The organism is Streptomyces sp. C10-9-1 (assembly GCF_024497955.1).
In the GTDB taxonomy this organism is placed as follows: Bacteria; Actinomycetota; Actinomycetes; order Streptomycetales; family Streptomycetaceae; genus Streptomyces; species Streptomyces sanyensis.
On record NZ_JANHKP010000010.1, the window covers coordinates 33948 to 55330 of the forward strand.

Annotated in this window: 22 protein-coding genes; 4 read left to right on the top strand and 18 right to left on the bottom strand. The window is 76.7% G+C overall.

What is annotated here, in order from left to right; translation table 11 throughout:
• Positions 1-51 precede the first annotated feature (51 nt).
• The gene (locus NPS70_RS15670) at positions 52-1230 is read right to left on the bottom strand and encodes an STM4014 family protein (RefSeq protein WP_256524874.1); all 1179 of its coding nucleotides are present in this window, start codon (positions 1228-1230) and stop codon (positions 52-54) included.
• Complete coding sequence (locus NPS70_RS15675) at positions 1227-2180, bottom strand: STM4015 family protein (RefSeq protein ID WP_256524875.1); 954 nt, start codon at positions 2178-2180, stop codon at positions 1227-1229. Before NPS70_RS15675 ends, NPS70_RS15670 begins: the two co-directional genes overlap by 4 nt.
• Before the next feature lie 206 nt (positions 2181-2386).
• On the opposite strand from NPS70_RS15675, the gene NPS70_RS15680 reads away from it, so the two are divergent.
• Positions 2387-2713 carry a hypothetical protein gene (locus NPS70_RS15680; protein ID WP_256524876.1) on the top strand — a complete coding sequence of 109 codons (327 nt, stop codon included), beginning with the start codon at positions 2387-2389 and terminating at the stop codon, positions 2711-2713.
• 225 nt (positions 2714-2938) lie between these two features.
• Entirely contained in the window at positions 2939-3901 is a 963-nt protein-coding gene (locus NPS70_RS15685) for a DUF6745 domain-containing protein (RefSeq protein WP_256525117.1), read from the top strand.
• Between the two features lie 22 nt (positions 3902-3923).
• On the opposite strand, the gene NPS70_RS15690 is transcribed toward NPS70_RS15685, so the two are convergent.
• From NPS70_RS15690 to NPS70_RS15765, 16 genes are all read right to left on the bottom strand, one after another.
• On the bottom strand, positions 3924-4115 hold the full coding sequence (locus NPS70_RS15690) for a hypothetical protein (protein ID WP_256524877.1): 192 nt from the start codon (positions 4113-4115) through the stop codon (positions 3924-3926).
• Between the two features lie 94 nt (positions 4116-4209).
• A complete protein-coding gene (locus NPS70_RS15695) occupies positions 4210-4545 on the bottom strand; it encodes a DUF6233 domain-containing protein (RefSeq protein ID WP_256524878.1) in 336 nt (111 codons plus the stop codon).
• 15 nt (positions 4546-4560) lie between these two features.
• The gene (locus tag NPS70_RS15700; protein WP_256524879.1) at positions 4561-4932 is read right to left on the bottom strand and encodes a hypothetical protein; all 372 of its coding nucleotides are present in this window, start codon (positions 4930-4932) and stop codon (positions 4561-4563) included.
• A 215-nt stretch (positions 4933-5147) separates the two neighbouring features.
• Positions 5148-5729: a hypothetical protein gene (locus NPS70_RS15705; protein WP_256524880.1), complete on the bottom strand. Its 582-nt coding sequence runs from the start codon at positions 5727-5729 to the stop codon at positions 5148-5150.
• A 12-nt stretch (positions 5730-5741) separates the two neighbouring features.
• Positions 5742-6647 (bottom strand): zinc metalloprotease HtpX, encoded by a 906-nt coding sequence (gene htpX / locus NPS70_RS15710; protein WP_256524882.1) that lies wholly within the window; start codon positions 6645-6647, stop codon positions 5742-5744.
• 262 nt (positions 6648-6909) lie between these two features.
• Entirely contained in the window at positions 6910-8256 is a 1347-nt protein-coding gene (locus NPS70_RS15715; protein ID WP_256524883.1) for a Ni/Fe hydrogenase subunit alpha, read from the bottom strand.
• Positions 8253-9038, bottom strand: coding sequence for an oxidoreductase (locus tag NPS70_RS15720; protein ID WP_256524884.1), 786 nt, complete (start codon positions 9036-9038; stop codon positions 8253-8255). The genes NPS70_RS15715 and NPS70_RS15720 overlap by 4 nt, the downstream gene beginning before the upstream one ends.
• Positions 9039-9042: 4 nt before the next feature.
• Positions 9043-9906 carry an FAD/NAD(P)-binding protein gene (locus tag NPS70_RS15725; protein WP_256524885.1) on the bottom strand — a complete coding sequence of 288 codons (864 nt, stop codon included), beginning with the start codon at positions 9904-9906 and terminating at the stop codon, positions 9043-9045.
• Positions 9903-10385 (bottom strand): cyclic nucleotide-binding domain-containing protein, encoded by a 483-nt coding sequence (locus tag NPS70_RS15730; RefSeq protein ID WP_256524886.1) that lies wholly within the window; start codon positions 10383-10385, stop codon positions 9903-9905. The genes NPS70_RS15725 and NPS70_RS15730 overlap by 4 nt, the downstream gene beginning before the upstream one ends.
• Positions 10382-11593 carry a 4Fe-4S dicluster domain-containing protein gene (locus NPS70_RS15735; protein WP_256524887.1) on the bottom strand — a complete coding sequence of 404 codons (1212 nt, stop codon included), beginning with the start codon at positions 11591-11593 and terminating at the stop codon, positions 10382-10384. Before NPS70_RS15735 ends, NPS70_RS15730 begins: the two co-directional genes overlap by 4 nt.
• Before the next feature lie 124 nt (positions 11594-11717).
• A complete protein-coding gene (locus NPS70_RS15740) occupies positions 11718-12266 on the bottom strand; it encodes a hydrogenase maturation protease (RefSeq protein WP_256524888.1) in 549 nt (182 codons plus the stop codon).
• A gap of 116 nt (positions 12267-12382) precedes the next feature.
• Entirely contained in the window at positions 12383-12649 is a 267-nt protein-coding gene (locus NPS70_RS15745; RefSeq protein ID WP_374212008.1) for a DUF1918 domain-containing protein, read from the bottom strand.
• A gap of 143 nt (positions 12650-12792) precedes the next feature.
• Positions 12793-13653 carry a universal stress protein gene (locus NPS70_RS15750; RefSeq protein WP_256524889.1) on the bottom strand — a complete coding sequence of 287 codons (861 nt, stop codon included), beginning with the start codon at positions 13651-13653 and terminating at the stop codon, positions 12793-12795.
• 333 nt (positions 13654-13986) lie between these two features.
• A complete protein-coding gene (locus NPS70_RS15755) occupies positions 13987-15156 on the bottom strand; it encodes a cation:proton antiporter (RefSeq protein WP_256524890.1) in 1170 nt (389 codons plus the stop codon).
• 3 nt (positions 15157-15159) lie between these two features.
• The gene (locus NPS70_RS15760) at positions 15160-15645 is read right to left on the bottom strand and encodes a cation:proton antiporter regulatory subunit (protein ID WP_256524891.1); all 486 of its coding nucleotides are present in this window, start codon (positions 15643-15645) and stop codon (positions 15160-15162) included.
• Positions 15646-15743: 98 nt separating this feature from the next.
• Positions 15744-17867 carry a SpoIIE family protein phosphatase gene (locus NPS70_RS15765; RefSeq protein ID WP_256524892.1) on the bottom strand — a complete coding sequence of 708 codons (2124 nt, stop codon included), beginning with the start codon at positions 17865-17867 and terminating at the stop codon, positions 15744-15746.
• Between the two features lie 477 nt (positions 17868-18344).
• Here NPS70_RS15765 and NPS70_RS15770 point away from each other — a divergent pair, with 477 nt between their 5' ends.
• A complete protein-coding gene (locus NPS70_RS15770; protein ID WP_374212009.1) occupies positions 18345-20063 on the top strand; it encodes an SPFH domain-containing protein in 1719 nt (572 codons plus the stop codon).
• 11 nt (positions 20064-20074) lie between these two features.
• Positions 20075-21382 (top strand): SPFH domain-containing protein, encoded by a 1308-nt coding sequence (locus tag NPS70_RS15775; RefSeq protein WP_374212010.1) that lies wholly within the window; start codon positions 20075-20077, stop codon positions 21380-21382.
• Position 21383 lies beyond the last annotated feature (1 nt).

The following is a 21383-nucleotide window of genomic DNA, read 5'->3' on the forward strand; positions in this document are numbered from 1 at the left end:
GCAGGGCGGGGCCCGGCGGGAAGGGGTGCATGGGTGGTTCCTGTCGTTCGGTCAGGGGCGGGCGCCCGCGAGGGCCGCGGACGCGCGTCCTCGGTGCGGAGCACGGAGGGCACCGGGGTTCCAGGGCGGGGAGGCCACTTGCGCGGCGTAGGTGTCGAGGCCCTCGGCGGGGCCGCCCTCGAAGCCGGTCAGCCCGGGCAGCAGGTCGCCGAAGGCGTTCACCTCGGCGACGGCGAAGCGGCGCCAGTGGACGGCCGGAAGCAGGTCGACGCCGACGCACGGGGTGCCCGGGAAGACGGCCGCGGCGCCTTCGGCGACCGCCAGCATGCCGGGCCACCCCGTGCCGGGCGCGGCGGCGACGGCTTCCCGGACCGCGGCGAGGTCGCCCCGGGAGCCGCCGAGGTGGAGGTTGGTCAGCGGCCCCGCGGAGGTGCGGACCACGGCGTGGGTGGCACGGCCGGCGGTGGCCACGACCCTCAGGTCCGCGGCGCGCCCGTGCTGTGAGGCCTTGGGCAGCCAGCGCTCGACGTGCAGTCCGTCGGGGGCGAGGGCGTCGACCAGGGCGCCGACGGTCCGCTCGTCCTCGTAGCGGCGCACCCGCAGGGAGTTGTGGAGCGCCCCCGACGGGGTGAGTTCCACGGAGGTGGTGGCCCGCACCCGGCCTCCGGTGCCGCTCTCGACGGCCAGCACACCCGAGGCGGAGGAGCCGTGGGCCGGTTTGGCGAACACGCGGCGCAGCCCGGGGCGGTCGAGGAGTGCGCGCAGGTCCGGCCAGCCGTGGACCGGTGGCGCGCCGGGGCCGGAGGTGGGCGAGGGCGGAACCGGCACCCCCGCCGCGGCGAGCGCGGCATGGCAGAGCCGCTTGTCGAACAGGACGGCCAGCTCCCCCGGATCGGCGAGCAGTGTGCCCCCGGCCGTGCGCACCCCGTCCGCGACATGGTGCACGGCGTCGAGGAACCCCCGGTACCAGCGGGCACCGCCCTCCACCCGGGTGGGGTCCGCCGTTCCGCGCAGCAGCCGGTCGGCCAGCGGGTCCTGGCCGGGCGAGTCGAGGCGCACCAGCTCCCCGGGCCGGAAGCGGGCCGCGCCGCGGAGCACGTCGGTCCAGGGGACGACGCGCGCGGGGGCGCGTCCGGCGTTGCGCAGGGCGGTCTGCAGGAGCGCCGTGCGCCGTCCCTCGGGGTGTCCCACGACCGCGGCGGCCGGGTGCGCGGCCGTGGCGGGCGTCATTCCGCCACCGCGGTGTAGCGCTCCTCGCGTCCCCCGCGCTCCTCGATGCCGCCCGAGAGGTCGACCTCCACCCCGTACGGCTCCAGCGCCGACCGCAGCCTGCCCGCGACCTCGGGGCTGAGGAAGTGGTGGTGGAGGTCGAGCCTGGCCAGATGGGTGAGCGGCTGGCCTTCGAGCAGCGCCGCGGCGCCCTCGTCGCCGAAGGTGCCCATGGACAGGTCGAGTTCGCTCAGGCGCGCGACCACGGGGGCCCCGGCGAGCGCGGCGGCTATCTCGCTCTGGATCTCGCTGTTGCGCAGGGCGAGGCGGCGCAGCGACGGCAGGCGCGCACCGCTCAGGACGGGCTCCAGGTCGGCGACCTCGGCGTCGGCGCCGTACCAGGAGGTGCCGAGCCAGAGGTCGAGGTCCTCCAGCGCCGGGAGTTCGCTGGCGGCGACGCCGCGGACGACCTCCTTCGACAGGCCGCCGGTCTCGATGCGCAGCCTGCGCAGGGCGGAGTGCGCCAGGGGCGGGAAGGCCAGCCCCTCGCCGCCGCGGACGCCGAACTCCTCCAGCCGGGGGTAGGCGCGCAGCAGCGGGCCCATGTCGGACTGGTGGATCCAGGAGATCTCGCACTCCTCGTAGGTGACGTCGCCGACGAACAGGGCGCGCAGCGCGGGCAACCGGTCCGCGGCGCCCACCAGGAGCTCCACGAGCCCGGTGTTGGCGGTGTCGCAGTCCTCGGTCCACCACCCGCCGACCACCAGGGCCCGCACCCGGGAGGCGTCGACCGACCGGAGGAACCTGGCGAACGACTCCGGCCAGCTCTCCTCGCCGTCGTACACGTCGGCGGAGATCCGCCAGGCGACGGCGCCCGCCTCGGGGAGCGGGGCGGCCGGCTGCGCGCCGGGGCCGGCGAAGTCGGCGACCGGAAGGCCGCCCCACTCCTTCATGTGGTCACCGATGGTCATCTGCACGGCTCCTGCGTCTGGCGGTCGGTCATGGCAGGTCAGTTCTACCAAGGGCCGCCGACATCCCGCCCGCCCGTTCCCGGGCACCCGTCACGGCGGTTGCGGCCCGGGCGCCGTCCGGCGTTCGCGGCGTGCGTTGTCGGACCCCGGCCGTAGCGTGGTCACGTGAACGGGCGGTCCGCAGGGGGCCGCCGGGAGGGAGAGCCGTGTACCGGCAGGGGGACGTCCTGATCATGCCCGTGGCCGAGGAGGCGGTGCCGGAGCGCGCCCGGGAGGGCGGGGGCGAGGCGCGGGACGGGCGCGGGCGCCTGGTGCTCGCGCTGGGCGAGGTCACCGGTCACGCCCACGCGGTCCCCGGCCCGGGGCGCCTGGTGCGCCAGGGAGGGGAGTTCGGGCCGATGCTGCTCCATCTCCCGCAGGGCGGACGCGTGGTGCACGAGGAGCACGCGGCGATCCCGCTCCCCCGAGGCTGGTTCCGGGTGGTGCGCCAGCGGGAGTACGTCCCGGGCGCCGTGCGCATCGTGGCCGACTGACGGCCCACCGCGCCCGGCGACACGGGGCGCCCTGCGCACCGCCCGGCCCCCGCCACCGCTTCCGTGCCGCCCCGGCGGCTCCGCGACCACGACGACGAGGACACCGTGACCGACATCTCCGCCACCGCCGCCTCCCTCCCGGCCGACGCCCGGCCCGGGGGCACGCGGCCCGTCCCCGGGCCGGGTGCCGCCGGGCCCGCCGAGGCCACCGCCCGCTGGCGCGCGGTGGCCGCGGCCACCGGCCCGGCCGACCGGGAGGCCGCGGAGGCGGGTGTCCGCCTCGCCTACCGCTCGGCGGGGCTGCCCGAGCCGCGCCGGGTGCTCTGGGCCGACTCGCCCCGTGCCGCCGTGGCCCTGCTGCGGGCGGGCGGCGGCTTCGGCCGCAGTGTGCGCGAGGAGGTCCGCACCCGCCCCTGGGAGGCCGAACGGGCCCGCGTCCACCGGGAGCTGGGTGCCGCGGGGTACGCGGCGCTCTGGGCGTCCACGGGGGCGAGGCTGTGGGAGCAGGCCAGGGCCCTGGCCGAGCGGATCCGGGCGGGGGTCGCCGAGGAGGCGGGCGGCGGGCCCGAGGTGCGGCTGCTGCTGCTGGACGCGGTCCTCGGCCAGCATGACGCGGCCTGGCTCGCGGCTCTCTCCGGGCGGGGAACCGCGCTGGACGGCCTCGCCGCGGTGGCCCGGAACGCGGGCTGGTGGTGGCCGTACGAGGACGCCGCGGTGGTCTGCGAACGGCCGGTGGAGCTGCACCGGGACGAGGCGGGCCGGCTGGACAGGGGCGACGGCCCCGCCCTGGCCTTCCCCGACGGCTTCGCGCTGCACGCCTGGCGGGGCATGGCGGTGCGGGCGGACTTCCTCGCCGTGCTCGCGGACCTCACCCCCGAGCGCATACGCGCCGAGGACAACGCCGAACTCCGCCGTGTGATGCTGGAGTTCTACGGCTACGACCGCTATCTGGCGGACTCGGGCGCCGAACCCCTGCACCGGGACGCGACGGGGATCCTGTGGCGGATCGCGCTCGCCGACGACGAGGACGTGGCGATGGTCGAGGTGGTCAACTCCACCCCGGAGCCCGACGGCACGTCCCGCACGTACTGGCTGCGCGTGCCGCCCACCACCCGGACGGCGCGTGAGGGCGTCGCCTGGACCTTCGGGCTGACGGAGGAGGAGTACGCCCCGCTGCACCAGACATGAGCACCCCCTGACGGGCGGGCGCTCAGTGGTCCTCGTGGACCGCGCCCGCTCCCCCGCCGCTCTCGGCCTCCGGGCGGCCCTGCTGGTGGTCGGCGTGGCGCGCGGGTTCCGCTCCGGCCACCACCGGGTCGAACGCGGCGCCCGCGCCCCACGCCGCGCCGAAGACGGCGGTGAGCAGGACCGCGAAGGCGGCGGCCTTGGGACCGGCGTTCATGAGGGACCTCCCGTGTCCGAGGGCCGCCGGGTGCGGCCCGGGACCATGGTACCCCCTGGGGGTATCAATACCCCCAGGGGGTATGACGGCCGGCCTACTCCAGGATGCCGAGCGCGGCGTCGGCCCGGCAGTGGGAGCACGCTTCGACCCCCTCCGCGACGGCACGGGCGGCGGCCTCCCGGGAGACGGGATACCGGCGCCCTCCGGCGAGATGGCAGTCACCGGTGTGCACGTACAGCGGCCGGCGGCCCTCGCCGATACCCCGTTCGACGACCCAGTCCGGCACCGGCGGCCGCCTGGCCTCGCCCGCGCGGCGCTCGGCCTCACGCCGCTCCGCGTCCGCGATCCGCGCGCGCACGCGCTCCAGGGCGAGCACCAGCCAGGTCTCCAGGGTGCGCAGACGGGGCAGGTCGGGCGGCAGGTCGGACACGGGAGGGCCCTCCGGTCAGGCGGCGGGGGTGACGCCCGGGGCGGGCGCCGCCCCGGGACGGGTGGCGGCCTTCAGCTCCGTCCGGGCCGCGACGACGTCCTCACGGGCGACCTCCGCCCAGTAGGGGTGCACGGCGACGGCCTCGGAGAGGGCCAGGCACTCCGCGCGGAGGCGGTCCACGGCGGCCCTCTCCTCCTCCCTCCAGCCCGGACTCGACGGCCGCCCGCCCTCGGTCCGCCCGGTGTGCGGGTGCTCGGTACCCGGCCACCCCTCATGGGGCTCCACCGACCAGGGCAGGGACCGCACCAGCCCGGCCAGCTCGGCGGTCGCCCGGTGCAGGCGGAGCTGGGCGGCGCGCAGATCCTCGGGGAAGGTGTTCTCAGCCATGACTGAATCATACTCGTGTTCGATTTACTGGGTCGGTTTCGCCGGCCGCCGGTGAGCCGCGCCGCACCCCCGGGCGGCGGGAGGCGCCCGAGGGGCACGGGGCGCACGCCGGACCCCTTCCGCGCCGCCGGGCCCGGCCCTCCGGGCGCCGCCCGCCGGTGTGCGCCGCCGGATCCGCCCCCGGCGGACGCGCCGCGAGGGCCGGGAGCGGGGCGTCACAGTCCGGGCGCCCCCCACACCGGGAACCAGCGGCCGAGGTCGGCCTCGATGCGCAGGTCGTCCGCGAGAACCGCCCTGACCTGGAGTTCGAGCGGGTTGTCGCGCTTCTCTCCCGGAAGCGGCGCGAAGGGGTAGAAGGTGCCGCGCTTGTAGAGGTAGACCAGGGCCAGCCGCCGGTCCTCGGAGTCCCGGAAGGCCACCAGGGAGCACAGCAGCTGCGGGCCGAACCCGCCGTCCTCCAGGGCCGTGTTCACCGCGTGCAGGTCGCTCACCAGAGCCGGCAGGCCGTCCTCGCCCCGGCGCCGGGACAGCAGCCAGGCGTACCCGTAGGCGTCGCGGCTGAACTCGACCCGCTCCCCCTGCCGCTCGGAGTCGGCGTCCAGCAGCTGCTGCACCTCGCGGCGGACCCGGTCGAAGGCGCCGCCCTCGGTGGCGGAGAAGCACACCGAACCGGCGCCCGTGGGCGCGAAGCCGACGGCCGCGCGCAGCGCCACGGCCGCGGACGGCAGGGCGAAGAGCCGGTCCAGGTCGGGCCGGACCGGTTCGGACCGGCCGAGCAGGGTGCTCCAGAAGCCCACGGGCTTCTCCTCTCAGGGTGTCTCGTCGCCCAGCTGCGCGGAGATCTGCGCCAGCGCCTCCAGGCGCCGCTCCAGGGGCGGGTGGGTCGAGAACAGGCGGGCGGCGGCGGACCCGGGCCGGAGCGCGGGGGTGAAGAAGAAGGCGTTGAACGCCTGGGCGGTGCGCAGGTCCCGGGTCGGGATGCGGGCGATCTCCCCGTCGACCTTGGTCAGCGCGGCGGCCAGGGCGGAGGGCTTGCCCGTGAGCAGCGCGGCCGCCCGGTCGGCGGCCAGCTCCCGGTAGCGGGACAGGGCCCGGATGAGCAGGAAGCTGAGCGCGTAGACGGCCGCCGAGACGCCCATCACGGCCGCGAAGGCGACCGCGGTGTTCTGGTCCCGCCTGCCTCCGCCGAAGAGCTGCGAGTAGAAGGCGAAGCGCACGGTGAGTCCGGCGATCACGCCCAGGAACGAGGCGATGGTGATCACGGCCACGTCCCGGTGGGCCACATGGGAGAGCTCGTGTGCCAGCACGCCCTCGAGCTCCTCCGTCTCCAGCCGCCGCTGGAGTCCGCTGGTGACGCAGACCACCGCGTGGTCGGCGTTGCGGCCGGTGGCGAAGGCGTTGGGCAGGTCCATCCGCGAGACGGCCACCCGGGGCTTGGGCATGTCGGCGGAGGCGCACAGCCGGTCGACGATGCCGTGCAGCACCGGCTCCTCCTCGGGGCCGACCAGCTGCCCCCGCATGGCGTACAGGGCGATCCGGTCGGAGAACCAGAACTGCGCCACCAGCAGCCCCCCGGCGATCACCACGATCAGGACCACGGACTTGAGCAGGACGACGAGCGCCGCGACGAACCCCACGTAGAGGAGCCCGAGGAGGAACATGGTGAGGACCATGCGCGCGGTCAGCTGCCGGTCCGGTTCGAATCGACTACGCACCGTCATCACCTCGGTTCCCGGACCGCCGCGCGGTCCCCGCCGCGCCCGGCCGGGCGCGGTCGCCCGGCGACCGGCTCCCGGGCCCCTGCCGTGGGGGTCCGGCCGCCCGCGGCCGCCCGGCCCGCGGCACTGCTGCCCGGTGCCGGCGGCCGACCGCGTCCCGCGCAGCGGCGCGGGCCGCACGTTCAGTGTTGACCCTGGCGCACCGCACCGCCAAGCGCGGGGCCCGGCGCGCGGCGCGGGGCGCCCCGGACGCCCCGCGCTACCCGTGCTCGACGTCCAGGCGCAGGAAGTGGGCGGAGCAGGAGATGCAGGGGTCGTGGTTGCGGATGGCGCGCTCGCACAGCCGGGTGAGCGCCTCGGTGTCGGGGTCCGGGCCGCCGCGCCGGAGCTCGTCCTGCACGAGGCGCCGGAGGTCGTCCTCGATCGCCCCCTGGTTCTGCGCCGTCGGCGGCACCAGCACGGCGTCGGCGACCGTGCCGTCGCCGTCGAGGGTGTAGCGGTGGTACAGCAGCCCGCGGGGGGCCTCGGTTGCCCCGTGGCCGGTGCCCGCCCGTGCGGGCACGTCCGCCGACGGCCGGTCGGGCGGCTCGTAGGCGTCGATCAGGCGGACGGCCTCGTCGGCGGCGTACAGCACCTCCAGCGCGCGGACCACGATGCTGCGGAACGGGTTGCGGCAGACCTCTCCGCCGTCCCCCGGTGCCGCGATGCCCGCCTCCCCGGCCGCCTCGCGGGCGAGGGGGGACATCAGGTGGCCGCTGATGGCGTAGCGGGCGAGGGAGCCGGTGAGGTGCCGGCGGCCGTCCAGCCGGGACTGCAGGGCGGTGGAGTGCGGCACCTGCTGCTCCACGACGTGCCGGCCGAAGTCGCGGACGGCGAAGGAGCGCGGGGGTGCGGCGGCGCCGGCCGCGAGGACGGCCGGGGTCCCCGAGCCGATCGCGTAGGCACCGGGTTCGGCGAGGGCGAGGAGGTCGGCGTCGACCGCCGCGTCCGGGAAGTCGAAGCCCGCCACCCAGCGCACGGCCTCCCGGGCGTCGTCGCGGGCGCGCAGCAGGCGCTCGCGCAGGGGCCGCAGCTCCGCGCGGGCGGGCACCCGGTGGAAGCCTCCGACCCGGACGTTCACCGGGTGGATGGCGCGGCCCCCCAGGACCTCCATCAGGAGGTTGCCCGCCTGCTTCAGCCTCAGCCCGCGCTCGACCTGCGGCCGGTGGGTGCGGGCGAGGTCGACGGCGCTGTCCCCGCCGAGGAAGTCGGGGGCGTGCAGCAGGTGGACGTGCAGGGTCTGGCTCTCGATCCACTCCCCGCAGTAGAGCAGCCGCCGCAGGTCGGCGAGCGGACCGCCGACCTCGACCCCGCAGGCGTCCTCGATCGCGCGGCAGGCGCTCATCTGGTAGGCGACCGGGCAGATGCCGCACACCCGGGAGGTGATGTCGGGCGGCTCGGTGTGGCCGCGTCCGCGCAGGAACGCCTCGAAGAAGCGCGGCGGTTCGTAGATCTCCAGGCGGGCCTCGGCGACCTCGCCCCCGCGGATGCGGACGTGCAGGGCGCCCTCGCCCTCGACACGGCTCAGGGCGCCGACGCGCAGGACCCGGGTCTCGCGGTGGGTCACGGCCGGGACTCCCGCACGGAGGGCTCCTCGAAGGCGGCGGCGTTGTACGTGCGCAGGAAGCGCGTCACGTCCCGCTCGTCCATGCCGTCGCGGCGCAGCACGGGGATGTAGGCGGGCAGGTTGGTGGACCGGGCGGGGCCGAAGCAGCCGTAGCAGCCGCGTCCGAAGGCGGGGCAGATCGCGCCGCAGCCGGCATGGGTCACGGGGCCGAGGCAGGGGGTCCCGTGGGCGACGGTCACGCACACCGTGCCGCGGCGCTTGCACGCGAAGCAGACGCTGTGGTCGGGGATGTCGGGCCGGCGGCCGCTGAGGTAGGCGGTGACGACCTCCAGCAGCTGGCCCCGGTCGATGGGGCAGCCGCGGAGTTCGAAGTCGACCGGGACATGGGCGGAGACGGGCGTGGAGGTGGCGAGGGTGGAGATGTACTCGGGGGTGGCGTAGACCGTGCGGGTGAACTCCTCCACGTCGGCGAAGTTCCGCAGGGCCTGGACTCCGCCGGCGGTGGCGCAGGCGCCGATGGTGACCAGGTGGCGGGAGTCGGCCCGCACCTGGCGGATGCGCCGGGCGTCCTCCGGGGTGGTGATCGAGCCCTCGACGAGGGAGAGGTCGTAGGGGCCCGGTGCGACGGCTCCGGAGGCCTCCAGGAAGTGGCGGATCTCCACCTCGTCGGCGAGTGGCAGGAGTTCGTCCTCGCAGTCGAGGAGGGTCAGCTGGCACCCGTCGCAGGAGGCGAACTTGAACACGCCGAGCCGGGGGCGCGGGCGGGGTTCCTGGTCGGTCATGGCGTCACAGCTCCCGGTACGTCAGCAGCGGTCCCGCACGGTCGTAGCCGGCCACGGGCCCGTCGCGGCACACCAGCAGCGGGCCGAGCTGGCAGTGGCCGCAGTGGCCGGTGCCGCAGTGCATGGTGCGCTCCAGCGACACCTGGACGCGGTCCTCGGCGACGCCGCGGTGGGCGAGGTCGCGCGCCGCGGCCCGCATCATCACCTCCGGGCCGCAGACGAAGGCGGCCGTGCGCCCCGGGGTGAACGGGGCCCGTTCCAGCAGCGCGGTGACCACGCCGACCTCGCCCGTCCACCGCGGGCCGGGCCGGTCCACGGTGACCGCCACATGCGTTCCGGGGCGGGCCGACCACTCCTCGACATCGTCCGCGAAGGGCAGTTCGCCGGGGCTGCGCGCACCGACCAGGACGCCGAGCCGGCCGCCGGAGCGGCCCGCGGACCGGTCCCGGAGCAGGGCGTGCACCAGCGGGCGCAGCGGGGCGAGGCCGATGCCGCCGGCGACGACGAGCACGTCCCGGTCCCGTGCGCGGGCGAGGTCCCAGGCGGTGCCGAAGGGGCCGCGCAGGGCGATCTGGGTGCCCGGCGCGCTGTCGTGGAGGGCTGCGGAGACGGCGCCGACCGCGCGGACGGTGTGCTCCAGGGTCCGGCCGTCCTCGCCGATGCCGCTGGCGGACAGGGGGATCTCGCCCCGCCCGAAGGCGTAGGCCATCGCGAACTGCCCGGGGGCGAAGCGCGGCAGCGCCCGGTCCACCGGTTCCACGACGAGCGTGGCGGTGTCCGGGGTCTGCCGGGTCCTGCGCACCACGCGGTAGGGGACCGGCACGGTGGCGCCGGGGCCCGAGCCGCCGGTGGCGCTGCGGACGCTCACGGCACGCGTCCGGGGTGCGCCGCCCCGGGCGGCGGGGCGTACAGGTCCAGCAGCCGGGCCCGGGTGGCCTCCAGGCGCCTGCCGACGACCTCGGCGACGCGCAGCGTGAGCACCCGGCCCAGCTCCGGCTCCCGGGTGCACAGGTCCCTGACCTCGGCGGCCGGGAACTCCCTGGCCTGCACGGCGGTGGCCGCCGTCGCGGCGAGCCGCCACAGGTGCGGCGGGACCAGCCAGGACCAGCCGACCAGTTCACCGGCCCCGACCGTCTCCACCACCGCCTCGGGCCGCCCGGGGACACGGGTGGAGAGGGTGACCGTGCCCTGGTGCAGGACCCAGAAGCGGTCGGCGGGGCGGCCCTCCTCGAACAGCCGGGTCCCGGCGGCGAGGGCGACGTCCCCGCCGAGCGCGAGGAGCGCCGCGGCCCCGTCCTCGGGCAGCCGGGCGAGGAAGCCGCCGCGGGGTGCGGTCCCGCCGGTCACGGGCCGGTCCGTCCGGGCGAACGGCCCCGGGCGTCGCCGGGCTCCGCGGGCGCGGTCGGCGGGAGGGTGCGTGCCGACCACTCGCGGTCCAGGGCGGCGGCCTCCTCGGTGATGTCGATGCCGACGGGGCACCAGACGATGCAGCGCCCGCAGCCCACGCAGCCGGAGCTGCCGAACTGGTCGTGCCAGGTGCCGAGTTTGTGGGTGAGCCACTGGCGGTAGCGGCTGCGGCCGGAGGAGCGGACGGGGCCGCCGGGCAGGTGGGAGAAGTCGAGGTCGAAACAGGACTCCCAGCGCCGCCAGCGCTCCGCGTGGTCGCCCGTGAGGTCGCCGACGTCCTCGGTGGAGGTGCAGAAGCAGGTGGGGCAGACCATGGTGCAGTTGCCGCAGGTCAGGCAGCGCGAGGCGACGTCGTCCCAGCGGTCGGCCTCCAGGGTGCCGGCCATCAGCGCGTGCAGGTCGGTCCCGGGCATGGTCCGCCCCATCCGGGTGGCGGCATCGGCGACGGCCTCCCGGGCGGCCTCGGCCGTCGCCCCGTCGGCCGGGCGCCGCGGGAGGGCTGCCAGCACCTCGGCTCCCGCGGGGCTCCCGGCCCGCACGAGGAAGCGGTGGCCGCCGTCGTCGACGACCTCGGTGAGCGCCAGGTCGTAGGCGGCGTCCCCGGGCGCCCCCGGTCCGGTGCCCATGGACACGCAGAAGCAGGTGGCGCCGGGCTCGGTGCACTCGGCCACGACGAGGAAGGCGCGGGCGCGGCGCCCGCGGTAGCCCTCGTCCGTGTAGGCCCCGCCGCCGAGCACGCGGTCCTGGACGGCGATGGCGCGCAGATCGCAGGGCTGGACCCCGAGGAACGCGTAGGAGACGCGCGCGGGTTCCTCGGCGCGCACGGTGATCCGGCCGTCGGCCTCGCGGTCGGCGGTCCACTCGCGCAGGCGCTGGGGGTGCAGGTACGCCTTCCACGACTGCGGGCCCGCGCTGTGCGCGAACGCCGCCCCGTCCTCCCGGGGCCGCAGGCGGTACCGGCCGGCCTCGTGCTCGACGCCCCAGCCGAAGGGCAGCCGGTCGGCGCTGTCGATCTCGTCGAGGACGACGGCCCCGTCCCGCACGGTGGGCCCGACGACGGTGTGCCCCCGGGCGCGCAGCTCGCGCACCAGGGCGCCGAGGCCGTCGCGGTCGAGCACCGCGCGCTCGGTGCCGGGGCTGTCGGTCATCGCATCCCACCTCCGGGGGCCGCCGTAGCGCTCCTGCACCTCTCAAGGGTGCGGCGGGGCGCCGCCGGGGGCGAGTCCTGGGGGCCCGCCGGGGGCGGGTGCGGGCCGGCGGGCCGGAACCCGCTCACGTCCGGTGGGGCGGGGGTCCGCCCGCCGCCTCGCGGTGGAAGCGGCGGATCTCGTCCTCGATCCGCTCCGCCAGCGGGGCGACGGCGGCCTCCACGGCGGCGGTGAGGCCGGGGCCGAGGGACGTGTCGGCGGTCTCGACCGCGTAGACGCGCAGCCGGGCGGGGAGTCTGCCGAGCGCGGCGGCGAGTTCGGCGGCCTGGCCGAAGCCGAGGCCGTGCGAGGTGACGGGGCCGTGGCCGTGGAACTCCACCTCGCCGGCGTCCAGCCGGTGCACCCGCCCGGGGACGGCGGGGTCGGTGTGCACGGCGTCCACGACCACGGTCAGCCCGGTGCCCTCCCATCGGTCGATCAGTCCGCTCGGCTCGCCGTCGGACAGGGCGAGCAGCGTGCCCGGCGGCAGGGGGCGCCGGGCCGCGCGCCCCTCCATCCGGCGCAGGACCGCCCACCCCACTCCGTCGTCCCGGCGGAACTCGTTGCCCACGCCGATCACCGCGACGCGGGCGGGCCGCGGTGTCACCTCGTCCTCGTACCGGTCGCCGTCCATCGTGGTGCGCTGTTCCCGCAGGCGGGGCCGCGCCCGCCCCCGGCGCCGGTCAACCGCCCGATCGGCGCAGAGCCCGTGACCTCCCGGCGGGTGCCCGCGGGGCGGTGCGCCGCGTGCTACGAGGCGTTCCCGCCGCGGGGCGACGGGTGGGTGAAGTGCTGGACCCGGGCGTCCGGGCCGGGGAACACCAGGGTGACCCGGCCGGTGTCGGACCAGCGGACGTCGTAGGGCGGGGTGCCGTCCCGGTGGTGGAGCGCGACGATCTCCCCGTCCCGCCCCCCGTCCCCGACGGCGGCGCCCGACACGACCAGCCGGTCCCCCACGCGCGCCCACAGACCGGCGCGGGGCTGGGGTGCGTCGCGGTCTGTCCCGGTCCCGGCCATGGCGTGCTCCTTCCGGCGCGGGACGCGGTGCCTCTCCGCCGCGGGCCGCGCCCCGAGACCTCACGGTGCGCCCTCCCCCGGCACGGGCTCAAGGGGCCGACAGGCCCCCTCGTGGGCCCTGCCGGCCCCTTCCCGCGGCGGGCTCAGCCCCCGGGGACGGTGATCACCGGGCAGGTGGCGCGGTGGAGCAGGCCGCGCACGACGGAGCCGACGCGCATCCCGGAGTACCCGCCCCTGCCGCGGCGGCCGACGACGACGGCGAGGGCGTGTTCCCCGGCCCGCGCCAGCACCTCGACGGGGGAGCCGATCTGCACGTCGTGGTGGACGGGGACGTCGGGGTACCGCTCGGACAGCCCGCTGGTGGCCTCGGCGAGCAGCCGCCGCTCGGCCGGGAAGAGAGTGTCGCCCGGTTCCCGGGAGAAGGCGGGCGGCTGCCAGGCGGCCACGGCCCGCACCAGGCAGCCCCGCAGGTCCGCCTCCTCGAAGGCGAACTCCACGGCGGCACGGGAGGTGGCGCTGCCGTCGACCCCCACCACCAGGTACGGGGACTCCTGGGTGGTGTGCTCGGCCTCGCCCACGACGGCGACCGGGCACTGCGCCTGGGCGGTCACCGGGACGGCCAGGGAACCGGCGCTGAGGAACTCCTCGATGCCCCCGAGGTGCCGGGAGCCGAGGACCACCATCTCCGCGCCCCTGGACTGTTCGACCAGCACGGCGGCCGCCGGGCCGTCCGCGACCAGGGGGGCGCTGTCGACCTCCGGCTGCCGGGCCCGTGCCAGGTCCACCGCCTGGCGCAGGGTGTCGTCGGCGGCCCGGGTGCGCGCCGTGTGGCGCAGGTCCTCGGCCGCGCGGCGCGTCGACTGCCGCGGGGGGACGGCGACCACCAGGCGCAGCCTGCGGCCCCGGTGGCGCGCCTCGTCGGCGCCCCAGGCGACGGCCAGGCGCCAGTTCCTGACGGGGTCGACGCCCACCACGATGTCGCGGGGGTCGGTGGTGCCGGTCATGGTGTGCTCCCCTTCGGCTGGCGTACCGGCGGCGGGTGCCGCCGGGGGCGGAGCGGCACCGGCCGCTCCGCGGGTCCTTCCGGCCGCGGCCCTGCCGGGGCCGGTGCCGGGCCGGACGGCACCGTGCTGTCGGGGCCGGTGCCGGGCCGCGCGGGGAGCGCCGTTGCCCGCGGTCCCCCGTCCTCCCAGCCTCCCCCGGGTGCCGGAGCCGGGATCAGGGCTGTCAGGGACCCGGCAGGGGGCCGAAGGTCCCGGCGGGCCGCGGCCGCCGGCGGTCCACCAGCCGCGCCCGGCCCCCGGGGCGGCGCTCGCGCGCTCGTGTGGCCCCGGTGCTCAGGAGGGGGCCGCCTCCGGCCCGGGGCCCGGGGCCCGGGTGGCCGTGAACCGGGTGAGCAGCGGCCCCGCGACGGCGAGCAGCAGGACGTAGGCCGCCACCAGCGCACCGAGCCGGTCGTGGCGCACCCCGGCGAGGCCGATGATCACGATGGAGAACTCGCCGCGTGCGATGAGTGCGGTGCCCGCGCGCAGCCGGCCCCGGCGGCCCGCTCCCTCGCGCCGCGCCGCGTACCAGCCGGAGGCCAGCTTGGTACCGGCGGTGACCAGGGCGAGCAGCAGGGCGGCGGGCAGTACCGGGATCAGCGCGCCGGGGCTGACGGTCAGTCCGACGGCCAGGAAGAACACCGCGGCGAAGAGGTCCCGCAGCGGCCCGAGGACGGCCCGTGCCCGGTCGGCCGCCTCCCCGGTGAGCGAGAGCCCGACGAGGAAGGCGCCGACGGCGGCCGAGACGTGGACGCTCTCGGCCAGGGCCGCGACGATCAGGGTCACCCCCAGCACCCGCAGCAGCAGTTGCTCGGGGTCCGGCTCCCGGTGCAGCAGCAGGCGCCCGAGGTGGTGCCCCCACCAGTAGGACACGGTGAAGGCGACCAGCACCGCCGCGAGCGCGACCAGCAGCCCCAGCAGGGCCTGCCGCCAGGTGCCCCCGGCGGCCAGCACGGCGAGCAGCGGGAGGTACGCGGCCATCGCGAAGTCCTCCAGCACCAGGACGGACAGCACCGCGGGGGTCTCCCGGTTGCCGAGACGGCGCAGGTCGACCAGGAGCCGCGCGATGATGCCCGAGGAGGAGATGTAGGTGACCCCCGCAAGGGCCAGCACCCCTCCGGCGTCCAGTCCTAGCAGCCATCCCATGACGGCCCCGGGGGTGGCGTTGAGCACGAGGTCGACCCAGGCGGAGGGCAGGTGGCGGCGCAGGCTGACGGTGAACTCCGCGACGGTGAACTCCAGTCCGAGCGTGAGCAGCAGCAGGACCACGCCGATGCCCGCCCCGGCCTCCACGAAGGTCCCCGAGGCGGGCACCGGTGCGATGCCGCCCTCGCCGAGCGCGAGGCCGGCGAGCAGGTAGAGCGGGATCGGGGACAGCGCGAAGCGCCGCGCCAGTGCCCCCAGGAGGCTCAGCGCGGTCAGGATGACGCCCAGTTCGAGCAGCAGGGCCGCCGAGAGCTCCACCGGTCAGCCGCCCCGGATGAGCCGTTCCACCGCGGCGATGCCGTCGTGGGTGCCGATGACGACCAGCACGTCCCCCGCAAGCAGTACCCGGCCGGGTCCCGGGGAGGGGGTCACCTCCTCGCCCCGGACGATCGCGACGACGGAGGCGCCGGTGCGGGTACGGGCGCGGGTCTCGCCCAGGCGCCGGCCCGCGTAGGGGCCCTCGGCCTCCACCTCGACCTGCGCGGCCCGCAGGCCCGGCACCTCCTTGGACAGGTCGGCGAAGCGCTCGGCGATACGCGGGGCACCGAGCATCTCGGCGAGCGCGTCCGCCTCCTCCGCGGTCAGCCGCAGCACCGTGCGTGCCTCGTCGTCGGGGTCGGTGCCCTCGTAGACGATCAGCTCGGCGCCCCCGGTGCGCCGGGCCACGACGCCGATGCGCTCGCCCTCGTCGTTGACGAACTCGTAGCGCAGCCCCACTCCGGGCAGCAGAACCTCGTTGACGTCCATGGGCCCATCATCACGTGTCACCCGACACCGCCTCGGGGCGCGCACCGGGTCATTCGAGCGTTCTTGGCGCCGGGTCGGCGGGGTGCCGGGCGGGGGCCTCACCCGGTCGGCGGTGTGCGCAGCAGCAGCAGGGCGATGTCGTCCGTGTGGTGGCCCGTGGGCCGGGCGTGGGCCAGGAGGCTGTCGATGAGGGGGTCGAGCTCCCGGGCGGCGTGCCGGGCGAGGTGCCGGGCGAGCTCCCCGGCGGCCTCCTCCGGGTCGGCGCCGGGGGTCTCGACCAGCCCGTCGGTGTACAGGGCCAGGGTCGTCCCGGGTGGCAGGGGCACGGTGCCGACCGGGAAGGCCAGCGAGGGGTCGACGCCGAGCAGCGGCCCGGGGTCGAGTCCGACGGCGCCGCAGCGCAGGCCCGGGCCGTGGAGCAGCGGCGGCGGGTGGCCGGCGCTGGCGAGTACGGCCTCGCGGGCCGCGAGGTCGATGTGCAGGTACAGGCAGGAGACCAGGAGGTCGGTCTCCAGGTCCGCGAGGACCCGGTTGGTGCGCATGAGGACCTGGTCGGGCGGGGCGCCGGCGGTGGCGTGGATGGCGGTGCGGACCTGGCCCATGAGCGCGGCGGCGGCGACGTTGTGGCCCTGCACGTCGCCGATGACGGCCGCGGCGGTGGTCGGGTCGAGCTTGATGACGTCGTAGAAGTCCCCGCCCACGTCCATGCCGTGACTGGCGGGCAGGTAGCGGGCGGCCACCTCCATGCCGGGCAGGGCGGGCAGGGTGCGCGGCAGGAGGGCCTCCTGAAGGCCGCGCGCGAGGGCCCGGGTGGTGTCGTAGAGGCGGGCCCGGTCCAGGGCCTGGGCGACGAGTCCGGCGAGCGAGGTCAGCACGGCCCGCTCCTCGGCGCTGAAGGACCGGGGCCGGTCGTAGGAGAGGATGCAGCAGCCGACGGGGCGTCCGGAGACGATCAGGGGGAGGAAGGCCCAGGCCTGCTTGCCGCTGATGCGCGGTGCGTCGGGGTAGCGGCGGGCCATCTCGCCGGGGCTGGCGAAGAAGGAGGGCCTTCCGGCGGCGAGCACCTGTCCGGCGGGGGTGAGCACGGTGTCCAGGGGCAGGCCGTCGAGGCGTTCGATGGTCTCCCGGGGGTAGCCGTGGTATCCGGTGATCCTCAGGCGGCCCGCGTCGGTGGCGGACAGCACCAGGCCGTCGGCTCCGAAGGCCGGGAGCACCTGGTCGGCGAGGAGGTCGACGACGTCGCGGACCGCGACCGTCTCCGTCAGGGCGGCCGCCAGGTGGACCAGCTGGTACAGGCGCCCGGTGGGCGCGGCCCCGGGCACGAGGGCGCCGGACGTCCCGGCCGCGCGGTCGGTCGCCCTCCGGCCGGTGCCGGAGGCCGGAGCGCGGGAGATGCGGACGCTGATGCCGGAGGTGTCCGGGTGGAGTTCGAAGCGCAGCCGCTCCCGGGGCGGCCGCAGGACGGTGAAGCTCACCGGCGCGCGGCTGATGACCGCCGTGCGGTAGTGGTCCTCGACCACCGCGGTCTCCAGCCAGGGGAGCGCCTGCCACGGGCGGGTGCCGAGCAGGCGCCCGGCGTCGAGCCCGAGGAGCTCGGCCGCCTCGCCGCTCACCAGGGTGATCCTCCCCTCCAGGTCGAGGGCGAGGGCGCCTTCGGGCAGGCGCTCGACGTAGTCGACGGCGGCCTGCTGGGCGCCCTGGGGACTCGGGGCGGCGGCGAAGGGGACCGGGCGCGGGTGGTCCGGCAGGGTGGGCGCCGAGGCGGAGTCGTCCAGGGCCCGGGCGACGCGCCGCGCCGCGGCCGCGACGGCTCCCCGCTCGCGCCGGGTGGCGGTCCCCGGGTGCTGCTCGGGCCACATCAGCAGCAGCGCGCCCCAGCCCCGCTCGCCGGCGTGCAGCGGGGCGGCGGCGAGGGCGAGGTGGTCGGGCAGCCGGGGGGTGCCGCCCGGGGAGGCGCGGGCGGTGTCGTCGTCCGGGCCCACCCAGACCACGCGGTCCTCGCGGACGGCCTCCCCGACGGCGAGCGGGGCGGCCAGGGGCACCCGCCGCCACGGCCCGGTCGACTCCACCGGCACGCCGGAGACGGCCACCAGGCGCAGCGCGGGCGCGGCGTCCTCGCGCAGGTACACGCCCCCGGCGCAGGCGCCGGTGCGGTGGACGGCGTCGACCAGCGCCGCGTCCACCCGGTCCGCGTCGCGGGGCTCCTCACCGCGGGCGGACACCACTCGCCTCCGGGCGACGGGCCCGGGCGCGGCCCGGGGCCGCTGCCCGCGCCGGGGGCGCCGTGCGCGGGGGGCCGGGGGGACGGGGGGACGGCCGGCAGAGCGGGAGCGGGGCGGGGACCGGGCGGAGCGGGGCGGCACGGGGGCTCCTCCGCCGTGCACCACACCCGTCGCCCGCGATCCGTCCGGACATGCTTCCGACCATACGCCGGTTCCCCCGCCGCTACGCCCCTGCCCGCACCGCGCCCTCCCGGGCGGCAGTCCGCCCGCCCCTCGCGGACGGCCGGCGGCCGCGCCCCGGCCGGCGCGATGCGGGGGACGGCACGGTGCGTGCCGCCCCCCGCATCGCGCCGCGGCGGTGCCATGGTGTGGGATGGGGCGGCAGCGGGAGTCGCCGCACCGCGGGATCCGCGGTGCGGGCGCACCTCCCGGGCACAGCAGAGCGGGAGCAGTCCCGAGCACAGCAAAGGGGGAACAGTGGCACGAACACAGAACCTGCGGGAGGCCGCACGGGCCATCGCGGGGGGTGCCGCACCGCGCGAGGTCGCCGAGCGGGAACTGCGCCGCAGGGCCGGCGTCGGCGGCGGGCGGCAGCAGGCACCGCGGGACGCGGGCCCGGCGGCCGGAGCGCCGCAGGACGAGGGCATGGACCCGGCGGACTTCCCGGCCGCGAGGGAGCAGGGCGGCTCCATGGCGACGGTCATGGTGCAGCGGACCGTCCCGCTGGACGAGGCGGGTGAGGCGCTCAACCGCAGCGAGCAGCAGCGGGAGGACGGGGAGCCGGTCCATCTCATCTGCCCGATGGTGATGCCGCGCGGCCGCTCATTCCTGAGCATGCTCCCCGTGGTGCTGCTGCTGGTCCTCGGGGCCGTGGGCACCGCCATCGTGGCGGCCGTGGGCGGCGACGTGCTGACCCACCCGCTGTTCGGTGTCCACTACTGGGTGGTCTCGGTCCTCGCGGTGGCCTTCGTCTGGGCGCGCCAGGGGATGGTGATGGTCCCGGACGGCAGCCAGGCGCTGATCACCCGCTTCGGCAAGCTGGAGAAGGTGGTGGGCCCCGGGCGGGTGATCCTGCTGAGCCCCTGGAAGCGGGTGTCGTACATCGTCAACACCACCCGCGAGTACCCGTTCAACGCCCCGGTGCGGGAGGCCCCCACCAAGGGCGGGGTGAAGGCGTCGATCGACCTGTTCATCCAGTTCCGCATCAGCGACCCCACGGAGTTCGTGTACACGCTCGGCGCGGTCCGGGGCTTCGAGGAGAAGCTGTCCAACGCGGTCAGCGAGACGATCCGCAGCCTGATCTACGAGCAGGAGGCGGCCGGGATCTACGACATGGTCGGCGAGGACACCGGGCGGCTGCTCGACCAGCTCAACCAGCAGTTCCGTCCGGCCGTCGAGCTGACCAACGCCAACATCACCCACGCCGAGCCCTCCGACCGCGGCTACCGCATGGACCTGGCCGCCCCGGAGATGGTGCGCGTGGCCAAGGAGGCGTACACCCACGAGTACGCGCTCCAGCTGCGCAAGGAGCAGGACGAGGGCGACCTGACCAAGGAGCTGGCCACCCGCCAGGAGACGCTCTCGGCGATCCAGGCCGACATCGCGCAGTACCAGGCGCAGATGGACACGGCGGTGGAGCGGGAGACCAACCGGGCCGAGGCACTGGCCCGGCAGCGGTACGTGCAGGCGGAGTCCGAGGCGAAGGCGAACGCGGCGCTGCTGGAGGCGCAGGCGCTGGACATCCGGGCGGTGACCGCGGCGGAGGCCCCGGAGATCCTGGAGTACCGCTACCAGCAGCAGGTGCTGGAGACCCTGGAGCAGGTGGCGGGCCATCTGCCGCGGCTGGTGCGCATCGGCGGTCCCGGCGAGGCGGGCGAGGCCGGGGGCGTCGACTTCCTCGCGCTGGCGCGCGAGTTGATCGGCGAGCACGGAGCGGAGCTGTTCACCGAGGGTGACATGTCCGCGATGCGCGCCCGGCTGGCCGAGGTGGCCGGGCGGATCGCCGAGCGGGAGTCGGAGATCGCCGCCCTGCTGGAGGCCGACCGCCCGGTGGTCCCGGCGACCGGGGACGGCCAGGCGGCGGACGGAGCGGACGCGGGCCCCGGGCGCGGCCCTGACGCGTCCTCGGAAGGCGAGCCGCCCGCGGACGCGGGACGGCTCGGGAACGGCATCGGGACCGGGAGGGACGCGCAGTGAGCGGCGCAGGCGTGAATCGAAGGTCGGTCATCTCCGAGGCGGTCGCTCCGTGGAGCGAGATCGCCCAGCTGCTGCGCGGTGGTGAGGCCGGCACCCTGGTCCCGGTCATCATCCCGCGCCACCGCCGCAGGCTGTGGTGGATGCTGCCGCTGTGGGCCGGCGTCTTCGCCCTGCTGTCCGGGGTGATGCTGACGCTGCGCGGGGCGGACGCGGACGGCGCGGCGGACCTCGCCTACGGCGCGCTCGCCGCGGTCGCCTACACCTCGGGCGTCCTGCTGCTGGTGGTCGGCGGGCTGTGGTGGTGGCGCTCGTCGATCGTGGAGATCGAGCAGGGCACCAACGGCGTCCTGACCCGCTACGGCGCGGTCACCGACACCCTCCAGGCGGGCCGGCACTACCTGTGGCACCCGTGGTCGCGGGTCGACTTCGTGGTGGACACGGCCACCGAGATCCCCTACTCGGCACCGGTGATGGCCTGCCCCACGCAGGAGAACGTGCCGCTGCGCTCCATCGAGTTCTTCCTGAAGTTCAGGATCACGGACGCGGTGCTGTTCGTCCGCACGATCGGCGCGGGCAACTTCGACCTGGTGCTCTCCAGTGCCGTCCAGGACGCGATCCGCCAGCGCGCCCGCAGGATGCGCACCGAGCGCGCCTACGACCTGCGCGGCTCGGACGTCGCCGACATGCAGGAGCTGCTGAACCGCCAGCTGTCCCGGTACGGCGTGCGGATCACCGGCTGCAACATCCCGGACGTGCAGCTGCCGGCCCAGTACCAGCAGCACCTGGCCACGCGGGAGCGGGTGGCGAAGGAGCGCACCGCCTACGAGCAGGAGTGGGGCCTGACCCGCAAGCGCCGCATCGACAGCCTCGGCATGGACATCGAGCGCGCCAAGAAGGTGCGCGACGCGCGCATCGTCGAGGTGAAGGCGGCCCTCAACCGCGCCCGGGAGGCCGTGGCGCAGCTCCTGGAGGAGCAGGAGACGAACGCGCAGCGGGTGCGCTTCGAGATCGAGACGCGCGGGCGCAGCGGGCTGATCTCCGCCGAGAACGAGGCCAGGGCGCAGCGGGCGCTGGCCAAGGCGTACCGCGACAACCGCGCGGTGCTCCAGTACGAGTTGGCGCGCCGCCGACTGGAGGTCGGCGCCTCGCTGGCCGTGAACGCCCCGCAGCCGGTGGTGGTGCGGACCGACGGCCCCGGCGCGGGCGGGGACACCTCCGCGCTGTCCACCCTGGTCGCGGCGCAGTTGCTGCCGCGGCTGAGCACGGCGCTTCCCGTGGCCGGGGAGCTGCCGCTGCCCGGCCACCGGGACGGGGAGTAGC